Here is a 26,757-nt window from a genome sequence, read left to right on the forward strand (position 1 = left end):
CCCCGACGCGGGGGTCCGCTAGGAGGCATTCGCCCCCTCACCAGGGAGATGGTCCGTTTTCGCACGGCATCGCCGTTCAGTGCGAATTGCCACTCTTCGGAGACTCTCGGGGGCCTTTCTCCTCGTCGGGCCGCGGTGGCGGACCCGGCGGCCCGGGACACGCCGCCCGGGAGCCGCCTCACACGTTCGGGGGCGCCCCCTCGATCGGGCGTCCGAGCACCCCCGGCCGCTTCTGCCACGGAAGCGGCCCTCCGGGGGGCCGGTAGGCCACTCCCAGGGCGTCGAGTCGCCCGTAGTGGACGGCCATCCGCCGCTCGAAGCCCGCGAAGTCACGCTCCGCGGGGGCGGGAAGCGCGCTCCAGGCGACCTCGGCGAAGGCGGCGAGCCGGGGAAAGACCTGGTAGTCCACGCGCGCGGGGTCCTCCATCACCTCGGTCCACACGTTGGCCTGAGTGCCCAGCACATGCCGCGCCTCCGCCTCGGTGAGCTCGGACGGAACGGGTTCGAAGCGGTAGACGTCCTCCAGGGTGCGGACGTAGGCGATGGGCACCGGCTCGTCCTCCCCGGCCTCCTGGCGGTAGTCCAAGTACACCTGCTGTTCCGGACACATGACGACGTCGTGGCCCGCGCGGGCGGCCGTGACGCCGCCCTGGTAACCGCGCCACGAGGACACCGCCGCGCCGTCCGCGAGCCCGCCCTCGAGGATCTCGTCCCAGCCGATCAGCCGACGGCCGCGTGCCGAGAGCCAGTTGTCGAAATGCCGGACGAACCAGGACTGCAACTCGTCCTCGTCCGCGAGACCCAGCTCCTCGATACGCGCCTGCGCGGCCGGCGACCTCTCCCACTGGTCCTTGGCGCACTCGTCGCCGCCGATGTGGAAGAAGTGCGAGAACGGCCCGGCGTCCGCCGGGAACAGGCCGAGGAGTTCCTCGAACACCCCCTCGTAGAAGCGCAGGGTGCCGTCAGTGGGGGCGAGTACGTTCTTGGAGACGCCCCAGGAGTCCCAGACGGTCAAGGAGGCGGTGTCGATGACGTCGGAGTTGCCCAGTTCCGGATACGCGGCGATGGCGGCCTGCGAGTGCCCCGGGATGTCTATCTCCGGCACGACGCTGATATGCCGCTCGGCCGCGTACGCGACGATCTCGCGGATGTCGTCCTGGGTGTAGAAGCCCCCGTGCGGCTTCTCCTCCCACAGCGGCGAGGCGCGGTGGCCGAATTTCGTGCGCGCCCGCCAGGATCCGACCTCGGTCAGCCGGGGGAAGCGCTTGATCTGAACACGCCACCCTTGGTCGTCGGTGAGGTGGAAGTGGAAGACGTTGAGTTTGTGCGCGGCCAGCAGGTCGAGGTAGCGCAGGACGCCTTCCTTCGGCATGAAGTGCCGGGACACGTCGAGCATGAGACCGCGCCAGGGGAATCGGGGGGCGTCCTCGACGGAGCCGGCGGGCACGGTCCATCGCCTGCCGGGCGCGAGGGGCGCGCGCCGGAAGGCGTCGGGGCCGAGCAGCTGACGCAGTGTCTGCGCTCCCCAGAAGACACCGGCCGGGCCGTCACCGTGGAGGGTGACGGCGTCCGCGCCGATGTCCAGCCGGTAGCCCTCGGGACCGGGGTGGCCCGCGTCCGCCGGGTCGATACGCAGGCGGATCGTCCGGCCGTCACCCCCGGTCCCGGGCGCCAGCGCGCACCCTGTCACGGCGCCGAGCGTGGCCCGCAGCCAGCGCGCGGTCGCCTCGGTGCCGGGCCCGGCGTCGATCACGGTGCCCTCGTCGATGACGAAGCCGTCGGCGCCGGGGACGCTCCGCACGGCACCCGGCGCGGGAATGAGCGCGGAATCCGTCATGTCCATGAGTCCATCAGTCCTTCACCGCTCCGCCGAGGCCGGAGACCAGTCGTCGTTGTACGAGTACGAAGAAGATCAGCACGGGAATCGTCATCACCGTGGACGCCGCCATCACGCCGCCCCAGTCCGGCTCGTCGGGCTTGTAGAAGACGAGCAGGGCCATCGGCAGGGTGGACTGCGAGGTGTCGCTGATGATGAAGGACTTGGCGAACAGGAAGTCGTTCCAGGCCGAGATGAAGGAAAAGACGCTCGCGGCCACCAGTCCCGGGAAGACCAGCGGGAAAAGGATCTGCCAGAGGAATCGCGCGCGGCTCGCCCCGTCGATGTACGCGGCCTCCTCCAGCGCGTCCGGTACGGCCTTCACGAAACCCCGCAGCATCCAGATCGCGAAGGGCAGCGAGAACGCGATGTGGGGCAGGATCAGCGAGCCCAGTGTGTTCAGCTGACCGAAGTCCCGCATGAGGAAGAAGAGGGGGATCGTCAGCGCTTCCACGGGCACCATCTGCGCGACCAGGAACATGATCAACAGGGTGGTCCGGAAACGGAAGCGGAATCGCGTCACCGCCGTCGCCGCGAGAAACGCGATCAGTGCCGAGACGACGACCACCGAGCCCGCCACCACAAGACTGTTGAGGAAGTAACGGCCGAATTCCCGCTGCCCGAAGACGCGTCGGAAGGAATCCAACGACGGTGAAAGCGTCCAGGGCCGGGGCTCGGTGGACTCGATCTCACCGGCCGGTTTGAAGGCGCTGAGCACCATCCAGTAGAGGGGGAAGGCGACGACCGCCGCGATCAGCAGCGCGGACGTCTCCGCGGCGAGCCGCCACGGCCGGCGCACGGCGGTTCCCGGAAAGCTCACAGTTCCTCTCCCTGTCCGCGCAGCAGTCTCAGGTACCCGAGCGTGACCGCCAGCAGGATCACCAGCATCACCACACCGATCGCGGAGCCGAGGCCGTACTGCGAGGAGGCGAACGCCTTCTGGTACGCGTAGACGTTCAGCACGAGGTTCTGTCCGGCGATGCCGCCCCCGTTCGTCATCACGTAGATCTGCGTGAAGACCTTGAAGTCCCAGATGACCGACTGGATGGTGACGACCACCAGGATCGGCCGGAGCATCGGCGCGAGCACCGAGCGCCAGATCCGCCACTGCGAGGCGCCGTCCAGCGCGGCCGCCTCCAGCACCTCGGCCGGCACGGCACGGATCCCCGCGTACACCGTCACCATCACGAACGGGAAGGAGCACCAGACCACTTCGAGCAGGACGAGCGCGAAGGCGCTGTAGCGGCCGTACGTCCAGGAGTGGTCCCCGATGCCGAGCATCCGGTCGACGGGACCGAAGTCGGGGTCGAAGAGGAACAGCCACACGGTGGACCCGGTGACGGCCGGGGTCGCCCAGGCGCCGAGCGCGGCCAGCATCAGCGCCAGCCGCGGCAGGGCCCGCACCCGGGTGAGGAGCACCGCCAGCGCGCAGCCGACGGCCAGCGTGGAGAGCACGCAGGCCCCCGCGAACACCACGGTGGCGGCCAGCACCCGCCAGAACTGGTCGTCGGCGAAGAGCGACGTGTAGTTGCCGAACCCCTCGAAGGTGGTCGGCTCGCCGCCGCTGACCTGCGCCTGCGTGTAGTTCAGGAGCGAGATCAGGCCGAGCTGGTAGACGGGGTAGACGAGCAGCCCGCCGAGCACGACGAGGGCGGGGGCGAGGTAGAGCCAGGGGGCCGCGCCCGCACCGCGGCGCCGGGGCCGGGCGGGCGCCGCCTCGCCCACCGGGGTCCGCCCGGCCACGGCCTCTTGCGTGGTCATCCGCTCAGCCCGCGGAGCTGAACGCGTCGTTCATCTTCTTCGCCGCGTCCTTCGAGGCCGCCGCAACGTCCTTCTTGCCGCTGATGACCTCCTGGAACATGGTCGGCAGGACGAGCGAGGCGTCGATCTGCGACCAGGCCGGCGACGCGGGCACGAACCTGGCGCCCGAGGCGAGCGTCTTCACGAAGGGCGCGACGAACGGCTGCTTCCTCGCCACGTCGTCCCGCACGTCGGTGTACGTGGGCAGGAACCCCATGGCGTCGAAGAGCGCGGCCTGGGTCTTCTTGCCCGCCAGCTCCTCCATCAGGCCGACCGCGAGGGTGCGGTGCGAGGTGCTCCTCAGGACGCCGAGGTTGTTGCCACCCGCGAACGCCGGGGCGATCTCGCCCGTCTTCAGACCCGGCAGCGGCACGACGGCGTACTTGCCCCTGACCTTCCCGGCCTCGATCGCCGCGTGGCTGAAGTCGCCGCCGATGGCCATGGCCGCCTTGCCGGAGGAGAACGCGGTGACCGTGTCGTTGCCGGTCATGCCCGCACACTTGGCGGCCGGACAGTTGTCGTCGCCGAAGAGCGAGGTGTACGTCTTGATGCCCTTCTGGGCGGCGGCGCTGTCGATGGTCGCCGCGTACGAACCGCCCTTGCCCTGGGCGAGTTCACCGCCCCGGGACCAGACGAACGGCATCGCGCCGTACGTGTAGGCGCCGCCGACCGCGAGTCCGTACAGGTCCGGTTTCGCCGCCCGGACCTGCCGGGCGGTGGCGACCAACTGGTCCTGGGTCCGCGGGACTTCGATGCCGAGGTCCTTGAAGATGTCGGTGCGGTAGTAAAGGGCGCGGACGCCGACGAAGAAGGGGGCGCCGTAGATCTTCCCGTCCACCGTCACCGACTGCCTGGCCGTCGGGTCGGTGTCCTTGGACTCGCTCCAGTCCGCGAACTCCCGGGAGACGTCGGCGAGTCCGCCGTCCTTGACGTACCCGGCGGTGTCCGTGTTGCCGTACTCGATGACGTCCGGGGCGCTCTTCGGGTCGCTGAAGGCGGCCTTCATGCGCTGGGCGCGGGTCTCCACGGGGATGTACTCGATGGTGACCTTGGTGTCCTTGTGGGCCTTCTCGAAGGTGTCGACGGCGGCGTCCACGACCTTCTGCTTCGGCGCGTTGCCGACCTCCTGGAAGAGCCAGACGCGCAGGGTGCCGGACTTCTCGTCCTTCCCGGAGGCGGAGTTGCCGGAGCTCTGGGGGGCGCAGGCGGTGGCGGTGAGAGCACCGACGGCGAGTGCCGCCGCCGCGGCGGCCGTTCGGACGGAGAGGTTCAGCGGGAGCTTCATCGAGCGTCCTCCGGTGGGGGTGCGTTGCAACATGCGCAATGGGGGTTTTGCTCTGCACAACACACCGGAGGCTATGGAGTACATGAACATGCCCACAAGAGGTCTCCACCACTCTGTGACCACGGGACGCACTCCGTGCAACGCGCGCACGACAGAACCGCGGCACCCCGCACAGGGATGCCGCGGTCCTGCTCGCTCCACGCGGCGAGCCGCGCCGCGAGGGCGCGGGGGCGCCTACTTCTTGTCGCCGCCCTTGTCCTTGTCGCCACCGGCGCCCATGGACTCGTAGATCTCCTTGCACATGGGGCACACGGGGTACTTCTTCGGGTCGCGCCCCGGGACCCACACCTTGCCGCAGAGGGCCACGACGGGCGTGCCGTCGAGGGCGCTCGCCATGATCTTGTCCTTCTGGACATAGTGGGCGAAGCGCTCGTGGTCCCCGTCGCCGTGCGACACCTGCGGCGTCGGCTCCACGAGGGTCCCCGTCCCAGTGCCGCGCTGGGGCTGGGTCTCAGGCTCAAGAGTGCTCATGGGAGCAAGGGTAATCAACGACGCGCCGCTACAGCGACGGGCCCGCGTCACAGATGGACAGCCGTACGAGGAGCGACCGGGCGTTCGTGGTCGTCCGCCCCGTCGAGGAGCCCCCGGCCCGGGCAGGACGCGGGGGCGGCGGCCGGACCGGGACCCCGCCGGTCAGTTGAGGGAGGGGTCGTCCGGATACGTCGCCACCATCGCCAGTTCGTTGCGCTGGCGCCGCAGCACCTCGCGCCACAGGCGTTCCGGGGCGGGGGACGAGACGTCTCCGGGTTCGGACTCGACCACGTACCAGGCGCCCTCGACCAGCTCGTCCTCCAGTTGACCGGGGCCCCAGCCCGCGTATCCGGCGAAGATCCTCAGGGAGCCGAGGGCCGAGGCGAGCAGTTCGGGCGGCGCCTCCAGGTCGACCAGGCCGATCGCGCCGTGCACACGCCGCCAGCCGAGCGGCGCGCGCTCCCCCGACGCCATGCCGCCCGGGATCACCGCGACGCCCAGTGCCGAGTCCAGCGACACCGGGCCGCCCTGGAAGACGACACCGGGCTCACCGGCCAGGTCCGCCCATGCCTCCAGGATGTCGCTGACACCCACCGGGGTCGGACGGTTGAGGACGACACCGAGCGAGCCCTCCTCGTCGTGGTCGAGGAGCAGCACCACCGCGCGATCGAAGTTCGGGTCCGCCAGGGCGGGCGTGGCCACGAGCAGCCGCCCTGTGAGCGAGGACACCTCGGTCATGCCAGACATGATCCCGCATCTTCCCCGCACAGGGGGACCCAATACCCGTAACCGAGTGAATGCAGCTCAGGGCGCAGAGAAGCGCCCCCCGCGCACAAGGGCCCCGGTGACCCGGTGTGCCCGATACGGAACGGTTCGTGTTGTGGCAAAGCTGGGACGTTGCCGGGTGGTCCTCGGGCTTACGGAAGGGGGGTGGGCGGCGATTACCCTTGCTGTTCGGCTCCCGCCCAACAGGCCCGCCGATGCGTACCCCTGCCCAACTCTTCGGATCGCGAGACACATGACCGTCAACGGCTCTGACGATGTACTGATTGTCCACGGCGGAACCCCGCTCGAGGGCGAGATCCGTGTCCGCGGTGCGAAGAACCTCGTACCGAAGGCCATGGTCGCCGCCCTGCTGGGCAGCGAGCCGAGCCGGCTGCGGAACGTCCCCGACATCCGCGACGTGCGTGTCGTGCGCGGACTGCTGCAGTTGCACGGGGTGACGGTGCGGCCGGGCGAGGAGCCGGGCGAACTGGTGCTCGACCCCTCGCACGTCGAGAGCGCGAACGTCGCGGACATCGACGCGCACGCGGGCTCGTCCCGGATCCCGATCCTCTTCTGCGGTCCGCTGCTGCACCGCCTGGGCCACGCCTTCATTCCGGGCCTCGGCGGCTGCGACATCGGCGGCCGTCCCATCGACTTCCACTTCGAGGTGCTGCGGCAGTTCGGCGCGAAGATCGAGAAGCGGGCGGACGGACAGTACCTGGAGGCCCCGCAGCGGCTGCGCGGCACCAAGATCAAGCTGCCGTACCCGTCCGTGGGCGCCACCGAGCAGGTGCTGCTGACCGCCGTCCTGGCGGAGGGCGTCACGGAGCTCGCGAACGCGGCCGTGGAGCCGGAGATCGAGGACCTCATCTGCGTACTGCAGAAGATGGGCGCGATCATCGCCATGGACACCGACCGGACGATCCGCATCACCGGCGTGGACTCGCTCGGCGGCTACACGCACGCGGCCCTGCCGGACCGTCTGGAGGCCGCCTCCTGGGCGTCCGCGGCGCTGGCGACGGAAGGCAACATCTACGTGCGGGGCGCCCAGCAGCGCTCGATGATGACGTTCCTGAACACCTACCGCAAGGTGGGCGGCGCGTTCGAGATCGACGACGAGGGCATCCGCTTCTGGCACCCCGGCAGCCAGCTCAACGCGATCGCGCTGGAGACGGACGTCCACCCGGGCTTCCAGACCGACTGGCAGCAGCCGCTGGTCGTCGCCCTGACGCAGGCCACCGGCCTGTCGATCATCCACGAGACGGTCTACGAGTCCCGGCTCGGATTCACGTCCGCGCTCAACCAGATGGGCGCGCACATCCAGCTCTACCGCGAGTGCCTGGGCGGCTCGAACTGCCGCTTCGGCCAGCGCAACTTCCTGCACTCCGCGGTCGTTTCGGGCCCGACCAAGCTCCAGGGCGCCGACCTGGTCATCCCCGACCTGCGCGGCGGCTTCTCGTACCTGATCGCCGCTCTCGCGGCCCAGGGCACCTCCCGGGTCCACGGCATCGAGCTCATCAACCGCGGCTACGAGAACTTCATGGACAAGCTCGTGGAGCTCGGCGCGAAGGTGGAACTGCCGGGCAAGGCGCTCGGCTAGACACGGCCGGACGCGCCCGGCGCGTCGCGGGTACGACGATGGGGCGGCCCCCCGGTGAAGGGGGCCGCCCCATTGGCGTTACCTGACCTCGTGCGCCGTCTCGTGGCACACGCGGGAACCTACTTGCCCTTGGCCGCTTCCTTGAGCTTGCTGCCCGCGGAGACCTTCACGCTGTAGCCGGCCGGGATCTGGATCGGGTCGCCGGTCTGCGGGTTGCGCGCGGTGCGAGCGGCACGGTGGGTGCGCTCGAAGGTCAGGAAGCCGGGGATGGTGACCTTCTCGTCGCCCTTGGAGACGATCTCGCCGACGGTCTCGGCGAACGCGGCCAGAACGGCGTCGGCGTCCTTGCGGGTCACCTCGGCGCGGTCGGCCAGCGCGGCCACCAGCTCACTGCGGTTCATGTTCTTACTCCCGTGTTCTTCTTGCCGTTGAGGCGTGCCACGCGGCGGAGCCGCATGTCGGATGCGGCGAAGCCGATGCTGCCAGGGTCCTCGGTCGGTCCCCGGACCCGGGTCCGTAGCCAGACCCTCGCGCCCGAAGACGCATCCTGCCCCCACCTGCGGCGGGAAAGCCAATCCGGCACCCCTGGGAGTCACACGAACACCCTTGGGAGTCACACGAAAAGCGCCACTGCCTCAATGTGGTGACGCTCCGTCCGCTCCCGGCAGCGGATCGCAGGGCCTGCGAAGGCCTGAGCCTGGCCGCCACCCTAGAGGGCGCCCGCGGGCCCCGCGTTCCACGACGCGCCGGTGCCGGACCGGCCGTGGCGATCGTCACAACCGGTGTGCGCCCGGGCGTGTCCCGCGCCGGCGGTGCACGCGTCCGGTGCGCCCCCGGACCGGCGCGCCGGGGTCTACTCGGCCGCCGACGCCCCCGCCGCCTTCGCGGCGTTGCGCACCGCTCCGGCGACCGCGCCCGCGACCTTGTCGTTGAAGACGCTGGGGATGATGTAGTTCGGGTTGAGCTCGTCCTCGGTCACCACGTCCGCGAGGGCGGTCGCGGCGGCCAGCATCATCTCCGTGTTGACCGTGCGCGACTGAGCGTCCAGCAGGCCGCGGAAGACGCCCGGGAAGACCAGCACGTTGTTGATCTGGTTGGGGAAGTCGGAACGGCCGGTGGCGACAACTGCCGCCGTCTGGCGGGCGATTGCCGGGTCGACCTCGGGGTCGGGGTTCGCGAGCGCGAACACGATCGCCCTCTCGGCCATGGCGGCCACGTCGTCGCCGTCCAGCACGTTCGGGGCGGAGACGCCGATGAAGACGTCGGCGCCGCGCACAGCCTCCTTCAACGTGCCCGTGAGGCTCTCGGGGTTGGTGTTGTCGGCGATCCAGCGCAGGGCCGAACCGGGGGCCGCGTCGACCAGGTCCACGCGGTCGGCGTGCACGACACCGTGGATGTCGGCCACGACCGCGTTCTTGACGCCCGCGGCGATCAGCAGCTTGAGGATGGCCGTGCCGGCCGCGCCCGCGCCGGACATGACGACCCGGATGTCGCCGATCGCCTTGCCCGCCACCCGCAGCGCGTTGGTGAGAGCGGCCAGGACGACGATCGCGGTGCCGTGCTGGTCGTCGTGGAAGACGGGGATGTCCAGGGCCTCACGCAGCCGGGCCTCGATCTCGAAGCAGCGCGGCGCGGAGATGTCCTCCAGGTTGATCCCCGCGAATCCGGGGGCGATGGCCTTGACGATCTCGACGATCGCGTCGGTGTCCTGGGTGTCCAGGCACAGCGGCCAGGCGTCGATACCGGCGAAGCGCTTGAAGAGGGCCGCCTTGCCCTCCATGACCGGCAGCGCGGCCTTCGGGCCGATGTTGCCCAGGCCCAGCACGGCCGAGCCGTCCGTCACGACCGCAACGGAGTTGCGCTTGATGGTGAGGCGGCGGGCGTCCTCGGGGTTCTCGGCGATCGCCATGCACACCCGGGCCACACCCGGGGTGTAGATCATCGAGAGGTCGTCACGGTTGCGGATGGGGTGCTTGGACTGCATCTCGATCTTGCCGCCGAGGTGCATCAGGAACGTCCGGTCGGAGACCTTGCCCAGGGTGACGCCCTCGATGTGGCGCAGCTGCTCGACGATCTCGTCGGCGTGCGACGTGGAGGTCGCCGCGATGGTGACGTCGATCCGGAGCTTCTCGTGCCCGGAGGCGGTCACGTCGAGGCCGGTCACCGAGCCTCCGTGGGACTCGACGGCCGTGGTGAGCTGGGAGACCGCGGTTCCGCTCGCGGGCACCTCCAGCCGGACCGTCATCGAGTAGGAGACGCTGGGCGCCGTTGCCATGGCCGACTTCCTCTGCTTTTCACCGTGTACTGCGTGTCGCGGGTATGCCGTCCGATCGTCGCACCTACCGCGGAGTACGTGGTAGCCGCCCCGGGTTGCGAACGTTTTGTTCGCGGCGCTGGAAATACTTTCGGAAATCTGATTCCACCATACGAGAAGTCGCCTGACGGTGGAAGGGCGGACCGGCAAGGAGCCCGCGCCGCGAAAATGAACTTTCGGGACGGGAATTGCCTAGCGGGGATCCTTTGTTACCGTGGACGTGACACCGGCCCGATCCAAGCCCCCGGGCCCAACCTTCGTCGCTACGAGCGACCACTTGCCGCGAGGCGAGCATGGCGGGTCGGTGTCGTGAACGAACGAGAGGCCCACGTCACCCCGTGACGTGGGCCTCTCGCCGTAGCCGCCTCCCCTCCGCTCGGGCGCCCGAGCGGAGGGGTGCGCCTCAGTCCCGCAGCAGGTCCGGCACCCCGTTCCCGTCCGGCTCGTCCCGCTCGCCGGAGACGATGGTCAGCTGCTGGGTGGCCCGGGTCAGCGCGACGTACAGGACACGCAGCCCCGCGGGCGACTCGTCGGCGATCTCCGCCGGTGAGACGACCACCGTCGCGTCGTACTCCAGACCCTTCGCCTCCAGGCTGCCGAGCGCCACCACGCGGTCGCCCAGGCCCGCGAGCCAGCGGGCGGCCTCCTCGCGCCGGTTCATGGCCACGACGACGCCCACGGTGCCGTCCACCCGCTCCAGGAGGTGCGCGGCCTCGGCGCGCACGGTCTGCGCGAGCGAGTCCCCCACGACGGCGAAGCGCGGCGCCACGCCGGTGGAACGGACCGCCGACGGGGACTCGGACCCCGGCATGGCGAGGGCGAGGACCTTGGCGGCCAGCTCGGCGATCTCGGCCGGGTTGCGGTAGTTCACGGTCAGGGTGAAGCGGCGCCGGGGACGGCTGCCCAGCGCCTCGTCACGGGCCTGCGCGGCCTCGTCCGGGTCGGACCAGGACGACTGCGCGGGGTCGCCGACGACGGTCCAGGTGGCGTGCCGCCCGCGTCTGCCCACCATCCGCCACTGCATGGGCGTGATGTCCTGCGCCTCGTCGAGGATGACGTGCGCGTACTCGGTCCGCTCCTGCGCAAGCCGCTCGGCCCGCTCGCGCTGCGTCTCCTCGCGTACGGGCATCAGCTCCTCGAGACCGGTGAGCTGGTCCAGCGGGTCCAGATCACGCCGCTTCCTGGGCCGGGCGGGAGCGCCGAGGATCGCCTGGAGCTCGTCCAGCATCGCCACGTCGTGCACGGAGAAGCCGTCCCGCTTGAGCGAGCGCGCCACCCGGCGGACCTCGCCCGGGTTCAGGATCCGCCGCGCCCACCGCCCGAGCCGCCGCTCGTCGGCCATCGCCTCCAGCACCCCGCGCGGGGTCAGCTCCGGCCACCACGCGTCCAGGAACGCGAGGAAACTGTCCTCGGAGGCGACGTCCTCGTCGAACGACGAGCGCAGCTCCGCGGCCAGCTCCGGGTCCGCGTGCCGGGTGCCGGCGCCGGACTGCGCCCACAGCGCGTCCAGCAGCAGCTTGCGGGCGCGCGGGCGCAGCAGGTTCACCGGGGCGGTCCCGCTCAGCGCGTTCTCCTTCAGGCGGTCCAGCTCGGCGGCCTCCAGCTCCAGACGCCGCCCGAAGGCGACGACCCGCAGCCGGACGGGCGGCCCGGCGGGGGCCTCGGGGGTGTCCGCGCCGAAGGCGAGCTGCTCCCCGGAGCCCCCGGAGCTCCCGGAGCCCGCGGAGCCCCGTCCGGAGCCCCTGTCGCCCCGCCGCGAGCCCGACCCCTGTGGGCCCTGGCGCGAGCCTGGGCCCTGTGAGCCCTGCCGCGAGCCTCCCGGCGCCTCCAGCGCCCCGCGCGCCGCCTTCCGGAGCACCTTGAGCATGCGGTAGGAGCCCTTGGCGCGGGCGACGGCCGGGGAGTCGTACAGGGTGGCCTCCGCGTCGTCGACCAGGGAGCCGATGGCGCGGATGGCGACCTGTCCCTCCTCACCGAGGGAGGGCAGCACGCCCTCGGTGTAGGCGACCAGGAGCGGGGTCGGGGAGACGACCAGGATGCCGCCCGCGTACCGGCGGCGGTCCTGGTACAGGAGGTAGGCGGCGCGGTGCAGGGCGACGGCGGTCTTGCCGGTGCCCGGTCCGCCCTCCACGTACGTCACGGAGGCGGCGGGGGCCCGGATCACCAGGTCCTGTTCGGCCTGGATCGACGCCACGATGTCCCGCATGGTGTGGCTGCGGGCCTGGCCGAGGGCGGCCATGAGGGCGCCGTCGCCGATCACCGGGAGCGCCTCGCCGTCCAGGGTGGCCTTGAGCTCCGGGCGCATCAGGTCGTCCTCGACCCCGAGGACCCTGCGGCCCTTGGAACGAATCACCCGGCGGCGGACCACCCGTCCCGGGTCGACCGGTGTCGAGCGGTAGAACGGAGCCGCGGCGGGCGCCCGCCAGTCGATGACGAGCGGCGCGTAGTCCGCGTCCAGTACCCCGATACGGCCGATGTGGAGCGTCTCGGCGATGGAGGCGTACTGACCGGTCTCGTCGGCGCGGACCGCGCCCTCGGCCGGTTCGACGGCCGTGTACGCGCCGTCCGGCCCCTTCTTGCCGTCCTTCCCCGGCAGGAGGTCGATCCGGCCGAAGAGGAAGTCCTCGAACTCGTTGTTGAGGCGGTTGAGGTGGATTCCCGCCCGGAACACCTGGGCGTCACGCTCCGCGAGCGCTCCCGGCGTACCGACCTGGCCGCGCTGGGCGGCGTCGTTCATGAGGAACTCCGCCTCGTGGATCTTCTCCTCGAGGCGCCGGTACACCCGGTCCAGATGTTGCTGCTCGACCCCGATCTCCCGCTCCCGTACGGAGTCGTCCTTGACGGACTTCTCCGGTACGGAACCGTGGACCGGGCCGAGCGCGGTTTCCTGCTGAGCCTGAGCGGCCACCGGGCCCCCTTCTGACGTGCTGGGCAGCCGTCAACCGTACGCGAAGGGGACCCCGGGAGGCTACGTGCGCGCCCAGGCCTCGCTCACGCCTTCACCTGTACGAGCCGCTTGCCGTCGAAGGTCATGACCTCGAAGTGGTCGATCTGGTTGGGCTTGAAGGCCGCTCCGCCGTGTACGTAGAGCGGGTTCTTCGCCTGTTCGGTCGTGGCGCCCGGGATGCCGTAGCCCCACTCGGGGACCGCCCAGGAGGTGACCGTCTCACGCTCGCCGTTCTTGCCCACGGCGATCAGGGAGCACTTCAGCGGGCCCTTGACGTTCGAGAGCTGGAGGACCGCGTGGGTGCCCCAGTCCTTCGACTCCACCGCGACGGTCGCCTTGGTCCTGGTCGTCGGGTCCGTGGCCGTGACCTTGTCGGTCATCGTCTGGAACGCCGCCTTGGCCGGACTGGTGGCCATCGCGGCGGGCGTCTTGGTACCGCCGTCGCCGCCGCTGACCGCCATCACCGTCAGCGGACCGCCGATGATCAGCGCGGCCGCCGCGGCCACCAGGTACATCCCGCGCCGGCGCTTGACGGCGCGCCGCTGCGAGACCTCGTCGACCAGCCGTTCCGCGAGCCGTGGACTCGGGCGGGCGGACAGCGACTCGCCGATGGCCGGGGTGCCCTGCGCGGCGGGCAGATCCGCGAGCGCGGCGAGCATCGGTTCCATCCCGGCGAGCTCGTCGAGCTGCTGGCCGCACCACTCGCAGGTGGCGAGGTGGGCCTCGAAGGCCGTGGCCTCCGCGTCGTCGAGGATGCCGAGGGCGTAGGCGCCGACGGTTTCGTGGATGTTGTCGCCGGGGTTCTGCTGTCCCCGTGGTCCCTGCATGGCTCCTGGACCGCCCGTTCCGTATCCCCCGTACGCGTTCATGCCGTCACCCCCCGCTCCTCCAGCGCCAGCTTCATCGAACGCAGGGCGTAGAACACCCGGGAGCGCACAGTGCCGCTGGGTATGCCGAGCGTTTCGGCCGCTTCATTGACCGTACGCCCTTTGAAGTACGTTTCGACCAGAACCTCCCTGTGAGCAGGGGTCAGGTCGTCCAGCGCGTCCGACAGTGTCATCAGCCACAACGCCTTGTCGATCTCGTCCTCCGCGGGGATGACCTCCAGCGGTGCCGGGTCCACCTCCTGCGGCCGGGCCTGCCGGCTGCGGTGTCCGTCGATGACGATGCGCCGGGCGACCGTCACCAGCCAGGGTCGTACCGAACCGGTCGCCCGATTGAGCTGACCGGCGTTCTTCCAGGCACGGATGAGTGTTTCCTGTACGACGTCCTCGGCGCGCTGCCGGTCGCCGGCGACCAGGCGCAGCACGTATGCGAGCAAGGGACCCGCGTGCTCCCGGTAGAGCGCACGCATCAGCTCCTCGTCGGGTTCGCTGTTCGACGAAGCCGACGCGGACGGATTCATGCGATGTCGGGCCCTTGACCTTCGTTCATCATCAGCCACGGCCGAATCCTTGCGCACGCCTACCTCCGGTGTCCGGGGGTTCCCCCAGTCGGTCGCTCATGACGGGGTACGTGCGGGGTCGGGCCCGTGTTCAAAGAGGCGGTACATATTTCCTGGGGGAGTTGTGAAGATCTCTCCATGACCACTCGGCGCGATCGGAAGATCACGTAGGGGTGGGAAAGAGGTCTCCGGAGGGCTGTTTCACGCACGGGCGAGGGCGGCCCGCCGCCGGTGCCGGGCCACTCGCTCGCGGTTCCCGCACACCTCGCTGGAGCACCATCGCCGGCGCCTGCCACGGGAGGTGTCCAGATACACGATCGGGCAGTTGTCACCGGCGCATTGTCGCAGGCTCGCGCGCGCCGCCGGATCGGTGAGCAGTTCGAGGGCGTCACGGGCGATCAGCGCGAGCAGCCCGGGACATCCGGGCGGGGTGTGCAGTCTGCGCCGCAGGGAGCCGTCCTCGGCGCGTACGGCCGAGGGGGCGGGCGGGGCGGCGAGGGCGAGCGCGTTGACCCGGGCGAGCGCCGTCTCGGCGGGCCGGCCGTCCAGTTCCGCCCGGACCAACTGGGCCACTTGTCCGCGTAGTTCGCGAAAGCCCACGAGCCAGGAGGGATCGGCCGCCGTCAGCGGTGTGCCGGCCGGGACGAGGCCGGACCGGATGATCCAGACACGCAGCCGGTCCACCGCGTCGAGCCGTTCCTCCGGGTGGGTGGTCGCCAGGAGATCCAGGCAGATCCGCCCGGAGTCGAACCGCAACTCGTACGGGGCCGTGGCCATGCCCGATGCCATGTGCCTGTCACCGCCTTGGGGTTACCGCCGTGGGGGAGGTACCTCCTACAGTGCATGCCCGCGCGCGCCGCCGGAAGACCCGGTACCGCACAGGCCGTGGACGGCCGCGTGAACAGCGGCGCGGACAGCCGCTCGGACAGCCGCTCGGACAGCCGCGTGGACGTCCGCTCATGGGGCCGCGCGCCTCGGCCATGTGCCCTTTGCGTCCAGGGCGGTTGACTCAGTGTCATGACAGAGAACAGCACGGGGCGGCCGAGGGCCGCCGCAGGTGTCCTGGGCGCGGCCACGGTCGCGATGGGTCTGATCGCGGGCGTCTTCTACATCTTCGCCTGCGCCGTCATGCCGTCGCTGGCGCGCAGCGACGACCGCGTCTTCATCGAGGTCATGGGAAACATCAACGACGTGATCCAGAACCCGGTGTTCTTCCTGAGCTTCCTGGGCGCGCTGGTCCTCACGGCCGTCTCCGCCTGGCAGTCGCGCAGGTCCCCGCACCGCCGGTGGGTGTGGGCGGCCCTGGCCGCGTACGTGCTCGCCTTCCTGGTCACCACGGCCGTGAACGTCCCGCTCAACGACCGGCTGGCGGACGCGGGCGACCCGGCGCGGATCGCCGACCCGGCCGCCGTGCGCGAGCGCTTCGAGGACACCTGGGTCGCCTGGAACGTCGTACGGGCCTTGCTGTCGACGGCCGCCCTGGCCTGCCTCGCCCGCGCCCTCCACCTCCACCGCGGGGCCTACCCGTCCGCGTACTTGGCGTCGGCCGCCGGGTCGAGGGCCAGCCGGTAGCCGCGCTTGACCACGGTCTGGATGAGTCCGGGGGCGCCCAGCGCGGTGCGCAGCCGGGCCATGGCCGTCTCGACGGCGTGCTCGTCGCGTCCGGCGCCCGGCAGCGCGCGCAGCAGTTCGGCCCGCGCCACCACCCAGCCCGGCCGCCTCGACAGGGCCCGCAGCAGTGACATCCCGGCGGGCGGTACGGGACGCAGCGCGCCGCCGACCAGCACCGCGTGCCCGCGGATCTCCACCCGGTGGCCGGCGACCGGCAGCGTGCGGGCACGGCCCGGGAGTTCCTGGCAGAGCAATTGGACGAGGGGGCCGAGCCGGAAGCGCTCCGGCTGGATCGTGGCGACGCCGTGGGCCTGGAGCGGCAGCGCGGTGACCGGGCCGACGCAGGCGGCCAGCACGTCGTGGTGGAGGGCGGCGAGCAGTTCGGGGAGCAGGCCGCGTCCCTCGGCGCGGGACAGCAGGGAGGCTGCGGCGGGCGCGCTGGTGAAGGTGAGCGCGTCCAGGCCCCGGGCGACGGTGGCGTCCAGCAGCCGGTCGACCGGTCCGATGTCCTGCGGCGGCATCCACCGGTACACCGGCACGGGCACCACTTCGGCGCCCGCCGCCCGCAGCGACTCCACGAACCCGGGCAGCGGTTCACCGTGCAGCTGTACGGCGATCCGGCGGCCCCGCACGCCCTCCTCCAGGAGCCGGTCGAGCACCTCGGCCATGGACTCGGAGGACGGCGACCACTCCTCGGTCAGCCCCTGGGCCCGTATCGCGCCCTTGACCTTGGGCCCGCGGGCGAGGACCTCGACCCCGCGCAGCCGTGCGAGCAGGGCCTCGCCGAGTCCCCATCCGTCGGCGGCCTCGATCCAGCCGCGGAAGCCGATGGCGGTCGTGGCCACCGCGATGTCCGGGGCACGGTCGATCAGTTCCTCGGTGGCGGCGAGCAGTTCGCCGTCGTCGGCGAGCGGCACGATACGCAGGGCGGGGGCGTGCTGGACACAGGCGCCGCGCCGCTGGAGCAGCGCGCCGAGCTCGTCGGCCCGGCGTGCGGCCGTCACTCCGACGGTGAATCCGGAGAGGGGGCCGTGATCCTGCGGGGCGGGTCGCTGCGGTTCCTCGTACATGGGTCTCGTCTCACGCGGAAGTCGTCGTGCGCTTGCGGCCGACCGAGCCTGTCAACGGCCCGTGACAGGCCCGGTTCCCCGTGATGTCACCCGTGTTACGTCAGACCTCGGCGTGGTCGGGCCGCGGCTTCGCCTCCGCGACCGCGACGGTCCGGGCCCGGGGTGCGGGCACACGAAGGTATACGGCCCAAGTGACCGCGAAGCAGAGTCCGTAGAAGGCGAGGAAGGCCACGAAGGCCCCGGTGCCGGAACCGTAGGAGAGGAAGGACTGCCGCAGGGCGAGGTTGATGCCGACGCCGCCGAGCGCGCCCACCGCGCCGATGAGTCCCATGGAGGCACCGGACAGCCGCCGCCCGTAGGAGGTGGCCGCCTCGCCCCGCAGCCCCTGGGCGACCGCCTCGGCCTGGAAGATGCCGGGGATCATCTTGTACGTCGAGCCGTTGCCGAGCCCGGTGAGCACGAACAGCGCGATGAACGCGACGGTGAACAGCGGCAACGACCTCTGGACGGAGGCGACCACGACGACACCGGTCGCGCCGGCCATGGCGACGAAGTTCCACAGCGTGATCCGCGCCCCGCCGTACCGGTCGGCGAGCCGTCCGCCGACCGGCCGGATCAGCGAGCCGAGCAGCGGGCCGACGAAGGTGACGTACGCCGCCTGCAGGGGCGTGCGCCCGAACTGGTTCTGCAGCACCTGTCCGAAGGCGAAGCCGTAGCCGATGAACGACCCGAAGGTGCCGGTGTAGAGGAGGGACATGATCCAGGTGTGCGCGTCCTTCGCGGCGTCCTTGACGGCGCCGGTGTCGTTCCGCACGGACGCGATGTTGTCCATGAAGACAGCGGCGAGCGCGGCGGCGACGAGGACGAGCGGGATGTAGATGCCCAGCAGCACGCGGGGCCCGCCGTGCGCCCCGATGATCGCGAGCGCCACGAGCTGGATGACGGGCACGCCGATGTTGCCGCCACCGGCGTTGAGGCCGAGCGCCCAGCCCTTGCGGCGCAGCGGGAAGAACGCGTTGATGTTGGTCATGCTGGAGGCGAAGTTGCCGCCGCCGACGCCGGCGAGCAGACCGACCAGCAGGAACGTGGAGAACGAGGTCCCCGGCTCCATCACCACGAACGCGGCGACGGTCGGCACGAGCAGCAGGGCCGCCGAGACGATCGTCCAGTTCCTGCCGCCGAAGACCGCCACCGCGAAGGTGTACGGCACCCGCACCACGGCCCCGACCAGCGTCACCATCGACGTGAGCAGGAACTTGTCGGCGGGGGTGAGCCCGTACTCGGGCCCCATGAAGAGCACCATGACCGACCACAGGGTCCAGACCGAGAAGCCGATGTGCTCGGAGAGTACGGACAGGAGCAGGTTGCGCCGGGCGACCTTCGCCCCCGTCTCGTGCCAGAAGGTCTCGTCCTCCGGATCCCACCGTTCGATCCAGCGTCCTTTCCCGCTGCGTGCGGGGGCTGTGCTCGGGGCTGTCATGACGCCTCCACGGATCTCCGGTGCGCTGCCCAGGCGTCGGCCGACGACCTGCTGGGTCCCGAAGGTAGGGAGGGCGCGTTTCCGCGTCGTGGCCTCGAGTGACCGGAGCGGAACGTTGCTCTCACCGGAGAGCGGGGGCGACGGTGAGGAATGCGCGGCGGACCGTCGCCTCCCGCCCGGATTCAGACCCGGTGGCCGTCTCCTGGGGGTGCCTCGGCGCCCGCCGCCCGGTGACCGCCCCGTGGGGGTGCCTCGGCGCCCGCCGCCCGGTGACCGCCCCGTGGACCGCCGCCCCTCGGCTTCGCTCCGTTCGGCCACAGCCGTGGGCCGCGCTTCGCCGCGATGTCCTCGATCCAGCCGAAGGCCAGGATGGCCAGGCCGATGAGGGGCCACACCAGGACGAACGTCCACAGCGTGTAGGTCGCGTCCAGCGCCGCCGCAGCGCGGTCGCTGTCCATGAACGGAAGGCTGTACATCCGGTCGAGGATCGGGACCGTGGCCATGATCACCATGTTGTGCCACAGATAGATCGTGACCGCGCGGTTGTTGGACAGCGTCACGAGCTTGTCCCACCTGGCAAGGCGGCCCGGCAGTTCCTTCCAGGACGGGCTGTACTGGAGCAGGATCACCACGAAGCCGAAGGACCACAGCGCGTCGGCCAGCGGGATGTCGTTCAGGTCCCAGCCCTCGGAACCGAGATGGCCCGAGGCCCACCACAGGGCGAAGGCCATCACCAGCGCCGAGCCCGAGATCGCGAGGTAGCGGGGGACCTTCACCAGCATCCCCTCGTGGTGGGCGAAGCCCAGGACCCAGCAGCCGCCGTAGACCGCGAAGTCGGTGACGGCGTTGCCCGTCTCGCCGGGGATGGTGACCAGCCCGGTGCCGATCACCGCGGTCAGCGCGAGCGGAGCCAGCAGGGTCGCCCAGGGAACGCGGCGGAACGCCCACAGCAGGAGCGGGGAGGCGACCACGAACCACAGGTAGGCGCGCAGGTACCAGAGCGGACCCGCGCTCTGTTCCGCCCAACTGGATTCCAGCAGGCCCGACTCCGAACCGGCGTGCGCGGGGTACGGCGGGGCGCCGACCGGGACGATGTAGTTGAGGACCTCGGCGACGCCCCAGACACCGCCGCCGGTGTCCGGGTCGTGCGCGGGGTTCCAGCCGCCCGCGAACATCAGGGCGAGCACGACCGCGCTGAAGGCCCAGAGCGGGGGCAGCAGACGCCGCACGCGCCCCCGGATCACACTCCACGCGGGACGGCTCAGCGAGCGTGCCATCAGCGAGCCCGCCAGCGCGAACATCACGCCCATGGAGGGGAACAGGACGGACAGCCACGCCCACCCGAAGAGGTGATAGAGGACCACCCGGACCAGGGCGATCGAGCGCAGCAGGTCGAGGTAGCGGTCACGGCCCGGCTTCCCGGCCGCCGCCGCGGGCACCGGCACCGCCGCCGGTTCGGTGCGCACGCGTGGGGCACCCGGCGGCGGCGTCGCACCCGCCGTGTACTCGTGCGTCGTCATCCGACCGGCCTCCGGTCCTTCTCGTTCTCGCTCCGCGCCGTCCGCTGCCGCGGGGTCGCCCCCGGCGCCTCCACCACGCCCGTACGCCGGAGCTTCTGCCAGCGCAGCCGGCCTCCGGTGAGAGCAGTGATCCAGGACTGGATCAGGACCATGTACATCAACTGTCGGTAGAGGATCTGCTGGAGCGGGAGCGAGACGAGGTGGATCATGCGCTCGCGGTCCAGCCGGAAGGCGTACGCCGCGCAGACCGCCTGGACGGCGAGGACACCGAGCCAGGCGATGATCGTCTTCTGTGTCGGCCCGAACACCACTCCGTAGAGCAGGAAGACGTCGATCAGCGGGGCCAGCAGCGGGGCCAGCACCATGAACAGCGCCACCAGCGGCAGGCCGACCCGCCCGAAGCGGCCCGAGGGGCCCTTCTCCACGACGGCCCTGCGGTGTTTCCAGATCGCCTGCATCGTGCCGTACGACCAGCGGTAGCGCTGGGACCAGAGCTGCTGCACGGACTCCGGTGCCTCGGTCCACGCGCGCGCCTTCTCCGCGTACACCACCCGCCAGCCGTCGCGGTGCAGGGCCATCGTGATGTCGGTGTCCTCGGCGAGCGTGTCGTCGCTCATGCCGCCGACCCGGTCCAGGGCGGAACGTCGGAAGGCACCGACCGCGCCGGGGATGGTCGGCATGCAGCGCAGGATGTCGTACATCCGCCGGTCGAGGTTGAAGCCCATCACGTACTCGATGTGCTGCCAGGCCCCGATGAGGGAGTCGCGATTGCCGACCTTCGCGTTTCCGGCGACCGCGCCGACACTCGGGTCGGCGAAGGGCTGCACCAGTTCACCGACGGTGGCCGGTTCGAAGACGGTGTCACCGTCCATCATCACGACGATGTCGTGCCGGGCGTTGGCCACACCCCGGTTGAGGGCCGCGGGCTTGCCCGCGTTGAGCTGGCGCACGACACGGACGTTGGGCAGCCGCAGGTCCTCGACGATCCGGGCCGTGCCGTCGCTCGACCCGTCGTCGACGACCACGACCTCGACGGGGTGTTCGCTCGCCATGAGGGAACGGACCGTGTTCTCGATGCACTTGGCCTCGTTGTACGCGGGCACGAGCACCGACACCGGTTCGGTGACCGGGACCGGGCCCCAGCGGAAGCCGTCGCGGCGCACCCGGCGGGCGTGCGCGGCGGAGAGCACGAGCATCATGCCGAAGCGGGTGAAGACCAGTACGCCGATGACCGCGATACCGGCGACCAGGACGTCGGTGACGCCGTCGGAGGCCCCGACCAGGTAGATCCAGACCTTGCCCTTCCACAGGTCGAGGCCGGTGACCGGGGTGTGCGCGCTGGGGGCGTCCAGCGCCTCGGTGAGGTTCTGGAACTCGTAGCCCTGCCGCTGCAGTCCGGGCAGGAACCTGTCGAGCGCCTCCACCGTCTGGTGCCGGTCACCGCCGGAGTCGTGCATGAGGACGATCGCGCCCTTGCCGCCCTCGGGCGTGGCGCGGCGGATGATCTCGTCGACGCCGGGCTTCTGCCAGTCCTCACTGTCGGTGTTGTTGACGACGGTGATGTAGCCGCGGCTGCCGATGTATTTCGTCACCGGCCAGGACTTGTTGTCCATGGCGTCGGCGAAGGAGGAGTACGGGGGGCGGAAGAGGGAGGTCCGGATGCCCGCCGCGCCCTCCAGGGCCAGCTGGCTCTGGGACAGCTCCCAGTCGATGCGCCCCTTCGACTGGTACGAGAGGTCGGGGTGGTTGAAGGTGTGCAGGCCGACCTCGTTCCCCTCGTCGACCATGCGCCGCACCAGCTCCGGATAGCGCGAGGCCATGGTGCCGGTGACGAAGAAGACGGCGTGCGCGTGGTGCTTCTTGAGGACGTCGAGGACCTGGGGCGTCCACTTCGGGTCCGGGCCGTCGTCGAAGGTGAGGACGAGCCGGTGGTCGGGGACGCTCAGGCTGCTCGTGCGGCCGCCGCGGGTGTCGATGACCGGGCCGCCGTCGAGGATCTTCTCGGGCACCTTGTCGGTGGCCGCCTCGGGCTGGATCCGGTGGTCGGCGAGGATCTCGCTGTGGACGTAGCCGCGCAGCATCAGCATCGCGAGCAGGGCGACGAGGAGCAGCGAAGGGAGCAGGAAACGCATCGGCAGCCGTCGGCGCCGGGCGTTGGGAACCGGGCGCCGCGCACGGGGAACGGACCCGTGCGCGCTGGTGCGGGAAGCCATCAGACGAGGTTCTCCGAGAACGGGGTGCCGGTGGCGCCGGGTACGGGAGCGAGGGGCCGCGGCTCGACGGGACCGTCGGCGACGGTCCCGCTGTCGCCGCCGAGCGGACTCTGCGAGGTACCCGCGGAGGGGTCCACCGAGGGGCTGGGGTCGGGAGAGCTGGACACCGGCAGGGACGGTTCGACGACCGGTGACTTGGTGGTGCTGGCGCTCGGCTTCGGCTTGGTGGTCGCGGACGCCGAGGGCTTGGGGTCCGCGGAGGTGCCCGGCGGCAGGGTGCTGCCCGAGGCGTCGGGCTTCGGGGCGACGCCCGAGGCCGGTGTGGTGCCGTCGCCCACCGCCGCGCTCACGCCGGGTGCCGCGCCGCCACTCGGGCCGGAGGGCTTCACCGAGTCGGTGGGCAGAGGTGAGGTGTGGACCTGCCCGGCCGGTGTGTCGTCCTGCTGGCCCGGCACCGGCAGCCAGGGCGCGTCGGAGCTGCCGGACAGCAGCGTGGCGACGATGACCACGGCGTACACGGCGCAGGCGATGCCGACCAGGATGCCGAGGCGGCGGAACCTGCGGCTGCGGCGCCCCGACTCGTCGACGAAGACCGGACCGTCCGCAACACCGGGGGTGTCCTCGGTCCGCGCGACGAGCCGGTCCTCCAGCCGGCGTCCGGCTCCGTCGAGTTGGACGGTCACCTCATGGGGATCGTGGGTGTGGTCCGGCTCCTCGGGCCGCTCCCAGGGGCCGGTGGCGAAGGCGGCACGGGGGCCGCTCCGCGCCGGGCCGCCGGCCACGCTCCGGCGCCCCGCGCCGGCCGGACGGTCCGCGTCGACCCGGCTCACCGCCGGCACCGACCGGTCCACCTGCGCGGGCTGATCCACGGACGTCGGGCCGGCCGCCGGCATCGCACGGTCCGCCGACGTCGGTCGGTCCGCAGTCGGCAGGCGATCCGCAGTGGGCAGGCGATCCCCGGGCGTCGCGCCGGCCGCCGGCATCGCACGGTCCGCAGTCGGCAGGCGATCCGCGGGCGTCGCGCCGGCCGCCGGCGTCGGTCGGTCCGCAGTCGGGGGGCGATCCCCGGGCGTTGGACCGGCCGCCGACATCGCACGGTCCGCCGGGATCGCACGGTCCGCCGGCATCGCACGGTCCGCAGTCGGCAGGCGATCCGCCGGCGTCGAGCCGTCGGCCGACATCGCACGGTCCGCCCAACTCGGCCGGTCTACGCCGAATCGGCGGTCCGTACCGAATCCGCGGTCCGCACCTATTCGGCGTTCTACCCCGATTCGGGGTTCCGTCCCGGTTCGGGGCGGCGTCGGCACACCCCGCTCCGCCGCAGCTCCACGAGCTGTTTCGGCATCGTGTTCGACCCCTGTCTCACATTCCGCTTCTACGGAGCGCGAGGTCTCGGAGCCGATTCCGGCCTGCGGCCAGGTCGATGTCGCCTGGGCCGCGTCGGGCCAGACAAAGGGTTCTTCGGGGCTGTCCGGCGTCGTGTCTCCGGCTTGTCGCCGTTCCGACGGATCAGGACCGGCCCCCTCCACCTGATCACCGGTCCGGTGATCAGGTTGGGCTTCTTTTCGCCACTTCTCCACGTGCACGTACATCCCCCCAGGGACGGATTTCGGGTGCGCGCACGACTCCGGGCGCTACTGACTCGCCGTCCGGAACGGGCCCCCACCCGTTCCGAGCGCCCCCTTTATCACACTGAACCCGGAAGATGAATGTAGCGCACGTGGAAGACCCGTGTGCTTATGTGTCAATCCTTCCCCGCCATGATGCCCGCATCGATGGCTGGAATCCAACCGTTCACCGGGCGCCTCAGCCAGCCTTCCTCGGCCGCGAATTCGACCGCCGCCCGCCGCAGGGCATCGACGCCTGGATGCTCCAGCCCCTTGCGCCACACCAATGACACGGGCGACAGGGGAACGGGGTCGATCAGCGGTCTGCGTACAGTTTCGGACATCGTCGGAAAGTCCACGACGGCCAGCACCGGGTTCCGCTTCTTCGCCATGATCCGCTGGAACTCCTCGATTCCGAGGGCCACCGGCGCGGGGGGCGCCAGCACGATCCCACGTCCCTCGAAGAGGTGACGCGCCAAGTCGGTCCACTCCAGCGTCCGGGGATTCCCCGCGCCGGCGTACACGGTCTCGCCCGCCAGCGCGTCCAGCGGCACCGCGTCCAGGGCCGCGAGGGGATGGTCCTCGGGCAGGACGACGGCCATCGGCTCGTACCGGACGGGCTGTTGTGCGAGCCTGGCCCGGACCGCCGGAGCGAGGCCCGCGAACCGTCCGAACGACACGTCCAGACGCCCGGCGAGGATCTCCTCGGCCGCGCCGGTGAGCCCGCTCTCGAAGCGGGCGAGCAACTCGCAGTCCGGGGCGAGCGCGCGGGCCCGGTCGAGGACGCGTCCACAGGCGAGCCCCGGCGAGTTGACGTCGACCAGCAGCGGCCGGTCCGGGCCGTTCGCCGCGAACGCGGACAGCAGGGCCTCGTTCGCCTCCAGCACCCGCCGGGCGTGCGGCAGCAGGCGCTCACCGTCCGCCGTCAGCGTCACCTGCCGGGTCGTCCGCACGAACAGCTCCGCCCCGAGCTCCCGCTCCAGCCGCCGGACGTCGCGGCTCAGGGCCTGCTGGGCGACGTACAGCCGGGCGGCGGCCCGGGTGAAGTGCAACTCCTCGGCGACGGCGAGAAAGGCGCGCAGGAGACGGGGGTCGGGCCGGGCGGTGGGACGAGGGGGGCGCCGACGGGCGGGAGGCGCGGTGCGGGATGCGGCAGGGGGCCGTTGACCAGGCATCGAGCGAATTTACAACGCGGATGCGTCAATCGCCGCCGAACAGGTGTTGGACCGTTCGTCCCACTCCCGGCGACGGTGGACCCATGCCGCGACAGCCCTCCGAGCAGACACGCACGCCACCGCTCACCGTCACGGGCGACGGTCCGGCGCCCGCCGGCCCGGACCTCCACCCACACCCCGCGAACCCGACCCGAACCAACCACACCCCCCGCATCCCCCGCACTCCCTACCACCGCCTCTTCGCCGTCCCCGGCGCCCGCGCCTTCACCCTCGGGAACCTGCTCGCGCGGCTGCCCATGGGCATGTTCAGTGTCAGCGCGGTCATCATGATCGCCGGGTCCCGCGGCTCCTACGCCCTCGCCGGTGCCGTGACGGCGACGGGCCTCGCGGCGACCGCGCTGGTCGCCCCCTGGACCGCGCGTCTCGTCGACCGCCACGGCCAGGCCCGGATCGCCGTGCCCGCCACGGCCTTCGCCGTGCTGGGAAGTCTGGCGCTGCTGCTGTGCGTGCGCTTCGGGGCGCCCGACTGGACCCTGTTCGCCGCTTACGCCGCCACCGCCACCACGCCCAACACGGGCGGCATGTCGCGCGCCCGCTGGGCCCACCTCTTCCGGGCCGACCCCGACACCGCACACACCGCGAACTCCTTCGAACAGGCCGCCGACGAGCTGTGTTTCATGCTGGGCCCGGTGTGCGCGGCGTTCCTGTGCACCACGCTCTTCCCGGAAGCGGGGACGCTGGTGGCCGGCGTCCTGCTGATGACCGGCGTCCTGGTCTTCGCCGCCCAGCGCTCCACGGAACCGCCGCCCCGGCGGCACCCGCGGTCCAAGTCCCCCGTCCTGGCCCCCGGAATGCCTCCGCTCCTGCTCGGCTTCCTCGCCACCGGAGCGGTGTTCGGCTCGATGGAGGTCGTCACGATCGCGTTCGCGGACGCGCAGGGACACCGGTCGGCCGCGGGCGCGGTGCTCGCCCTGCAGGCCGCCGGCTCGTGCGCGGCGGGGCTGTTGTACGGAGCCCTGAAGCCGGCCGGCCCCGCCGAGCGGCGCCACCGGCTCGGCCTCGCCGCCATGACGGTCACGATGTCCCTGCCGCTGCTCGCGGCCTCGCTCACCGGCTCGCTCCCGGTACTGGCGGGCGCGCTGCTCCTCGCGGGGACCGCCACCGCGCCGACCATGGTCACCGGTATGGCGCTCGTCCAGCGGCGCACGCCCGAGGGACGCCTGAACGAGGGCATGACGCTCGCGGTGACCGGTCTGCTCGGCGGGATCGCCTGCGGCTCGGCGGTCGGCGGGTGGGTGGTGGAGCGCTTCTCCTCGACGGCCGGGTATGTCGTGCCGGTCGCGGCGGCGGCGACCGCGTTCACGCTCTCCGCCCTGATATCAGTGCGTTTTCGAGGGAGTTCACCGACATTTCGAGGGAGTGCGCCGTCCGGCGGGTCGAACCCGTGCGCCAATTCCGACGCACCCCATTGACGCACCCGGAGCCCCCACATACCTTCCCCCGTCGAAGCGCTTCGACG

At 71.3% G+C, this 26,757-nt stretch carries 21 protein-coding genes; 3 read left to right on the plus strand and 18 right to left on the minus strand.

The window, feature by feature from the left end:
• Positions 1-178: 178 nt before the first annotated feature.
• The 6 genes from ACFVTC_RS10335 to ACFVTC_RS10360 all read right to left on the minus strand — a co-directional run bounded on the left by ACFVTC_RS10335 (position 179) and on the right by ACFVTC_RS10360 (position 6,230).
• Positions 179-1,837 carry a beta-N-acetylhexosaminidase gene (locus ACFVTC_RS10335; RefSeq protein WP_390126215.1) on the minus strand — a complete coding sequence of 553 codons (1,659 nt, stop codon included), beginning with the start codon at positions 1,835-1,837 and terminating at the stop codon, positions 179-181.
• Positions 1,838-1,850: 13 nt separating this feature from the next.
• Positions 1,851-2,696 (minus strand): carbohydrate ABC transporter permease, encoded by an 846-nt coding sequence (locus ACFVTC_RS10340; RefSeq protein ID WP_390126057.1) that lies wholly within the window; start codon positions 2,694-2,696, stop codon positions 1,851-1,853.
• Positions 2,693-3,637: a carbohydrate ABC transporter permease gene (locus ACFVTC_RS10345; RefSeq protein WP_390126059.1), complete on the minus strand. Its 945-nt coding sequence runs from the start codon at positions 3,635-3,637 to the stop codon at positions 2,693-2,695. The genes ACFVTC_RS10340 and ACFVTC_RS10345 overlap by 4 nt, the downstream gene beginning before the upstream one ends.
• A 4-nt stretch (positions 3,638-3,641) precedes the next feature.
• A complete protein-coding gene (locus tag ACFVTC_RS10350) occupies positions 3,642-4,961 on the minus strand; it encodes an extracellular solute-binding protein (RefSeq protein WP_390126062.1) in 1,320 nt (439 codons plus the stop codon).
• Positions 4,962-5,195: 234 nt separating this feature from the next.
• The gene (locus ACFVTC_RS10355; protein ID WP_010986534.1) at positions 5,196-5,492 is read right to left on the minus strand and encodes a DUF3039 domain-containing protein; all 297 of its coding nucleotides are present in this window, start codon (positions 5,490-5,492) and stop codon (positions 5,196-5,198) included.
• A 162-nt stretch (positions 5,493-5,654) separates the two neighbouring features.
• A complete protein-coding gene (locus ACFVTC_RS10360) occupies positions 5,655-6,230 on the minus strand; it encodes a YqgE/AlgH family protein (RefSeq protein ID WP_168528367.1) in 576 nt (191 codons plus the stop codon).
• A 280-nt stretch (positions 6,231-6,510) separates the two neighbouring features.
• Here ACFVTC_RS10360 and murA point away from each other — a divergent pair, with 280 nt between their 5' ends.
• A complete protein-coding gene (murA, locus tag ACFVTC_RS10365) occupies positions 6,511-7,857 on the plus strand; it encodes a UDP-N-acetylglucosamine 1-carboxyvinyltransferase (protein WP_168528368.1) in 1,347 nt (448 codons plus the stop codon).
• Positions 7,858-7,976: 119 nt separating this feature from the next.
• Here the strand turns inward: murA and ACFVTC_RS10370 are convergent, their stop codons facing one another.
• From ACFVTC_RS10370 to ACFVTC_RS10395, 6 genes are all read right to left on the minus strand, one after another.
• Positions 7,977-8,258 carry an HU family DNA-binding protein gene (locus ACFVTC_RS10370; protein ID WP_148008648.1) on the minus strand — a complete coding sequence of 94 codons (282 nt, stop codon included), beginning with the start codon at positions 8,256-8,258 and terminating at the stop codon, positions 7,977-7,979.
• Positions 8,259-8,710: 452 nt separating this feature from the next.
• The gene (locus ACFVTC_RS10375; protein ID WP_390126065.1) at positions 8,711-10,132 is read right to left on the minus strand and encodes an NAD-dependent malic enzyme; all 1,422 of its coding nucleotides are present in this window, start codon (positions 10,130-10,132) and stop codon (positions 8,711-8,713) included.
• Positions 10,133-10,574: 442 nt separating this feature from the next.
• Positions 10,575-13,079 carry a HelD family protein gene (locus ACFVTC_RS10380; protein ID WP_390126067.1) on the minus strand — a complete coding sequence of 835 codons (2,505 nt, stop codon included), beginning with the start codon at positions 13,077-13,079 and terminating at the stop codon, positions 10,575-10,577.
• Between the two features lie 83 nt (positions 13,080-13,162).
• Positions 13,163-13,945 (minus strand): zf-HC2 domain-containing protein, encoded by a 783-nt coding sequence (locus ACFVTC_RS10385; RefSeq protein ID WP_390126069.1) that lies wholly within the window; start codon positions 13,943-13,945, stop codon positions 13,163-13,165.
• A 38-nt stretch (positions 13,946-13,983) separates the two neighbouring features.
• Positions 13,984-14,580 carry a sigma-70 family RNA polymerase sigma factor gene (locus ACFVTC_RS10390; RefSeq protein ID WP_390126071.1) on the minus strand — a complete coding sequence of 199 codons (597 nt, stop codon included), beginning with the start codon at positions 14,578-14,580 and terminating at the stop codon, positions 13,984-13,986.
• 183 nt (positions 14,581-14,763) lie between these two features.
• Positions 14,764-15,351: a CGNR zinc finger domain-containing protein gene (locus ACFVTC_RS10395; protein WP_390126073.1), complete on the minus strand. Its 588-nt coding sequence runs from the start codon at positions 15,349-15,351 to the stop codon at positions 14,764-14,766.
• A gap of 228 nt (positions 15,352-15,579) precedes the next feature.
• Between ACFVTC_RS10395 and ACFVTC_RS10400 the strand changes: the two genes are divergently transcribed.
• A complete protein-coding gene (locus ACFVTC_RS10400) occupies positions 15,580-16,134 on the plus strand; it encodes a DUF1772 domain-containing protein (protein WP_390126075.1) in 555 nt (184 codons plus the stop codon).
• On the opposite strand, the gene ACFVTC_RS10405 is transcribed toward ACFVTC_RS10400, so the two are convergent.
• The 6 genes from ACFVTC_RS10405 to ACFVTC_RS10430 all read right to left on the minus strand — a co-directional run bounded on the left by ACFVTC_RS10405 (position 16,083) and on the right by ACFVTC_RS10430 (position 25,238).
• Complete coding sequence (locus ACFVTC_RS10405) at positions 16,083-17,243, minus strand: uroporphyrinogen-III synthase (protein WP_390126077.1); 1,161 nt, start codon at positions 17,241-17,243, stop codon at positions 16,083-16,085. The genes ACFVTC_RS10400 and ACFVTC_RS10405 overlap by 52 nt on opposite strands.
• A gap of 100 nt (positions 17,244-17,343) precedes the next feature.
• Positions 17,344-18,723 (minus strand): nitrate/nitrite transporter, encoded by a 1,380-nt coding sequence (locus ACFVTC_RS10410; RefSeq protein ID WP_390126079.1) that lies wholly within the window; start codon positions 18,721-18,723, stop codon positions 17,344-17,346.
• Positions 18,724-18,905: 182 nt separating this feature from the next.
• Positions 18,906-20,243, minus strand: a complete 1,338-nt coding sequence (locus ACFVTC_RS10415; protein WP_390126081.1) for an acyltransferase — start codon at positions 20,241-20,243, stop codon at positions 18,906-18,908.
• A complete protein-coding gene (locus ACFVTC_RS10420; RefSeq protein ID WP_390126082.1) occupies positions 20,240-22,456 on the minus strand; it encodes a glycosyltransferase in 2,217 nt (738 codons plus the stop codon). The genes ACFVTC_RS10415 and ACFVTC_RS10420 overlap by 4 nt, the downstream gene beginning before the upstream one ends.
• Complete coding sequence (locus ACFVTC_RS10425) at positions 22,456-23,349, minus strand: hypothetical protein (RefSeq protein WP_390126084.1); 894 nt, start codon at positions 23,347-23,349, stop codon at positions 22,456-22,458. Before ACFVTC_RS10425 ends, ACFVTC_RS10420 begins: the two co-directional genes overlap by 1 nt.
• Positions 23,350-24,200: 851 nt before the next feature.
• Positions 24,201-25,238, minus strand: coding sequence for a LysR family transcriptional regulator (locus ACFVTC_RS10430; RefSeq protein WP_390126086.1), 1,038 nt, complete (start codon positions 25,236-25,238; stop codon positions 24,201-24,203).
• Between the two features lie 83 nt (positions 25,239-25,321).
• Between ACFVTC_RS10430 and ACFVTC_RS10435 the strand changes: the two genes are divergently transcribed.
• Complete coding sequence (locus ACFVTC_RS10435) at positions 25,322-26,710, plus strand: MFS transporter (RefSeq protein WP_390126088.1); 1,389 nt, start codon at positions 25,322-25,324, stop codon at positions 26,708-26,710.
• The last annotated feature ends 47 nt before the right edge of the window (positions 26,711-26,757 follow it).

Origin of the sequence: Streptomyces sp. NPDC057950 (genome assembly GCF_042887295.1) — a bacterium.
Classification (GTDB): domain Bacteria; phylum Actinomycetota; class Actinomycetes; order Streptomycetales; family Streptomycetaceae; genus Streptomyces; species Streptomyces kaempferi.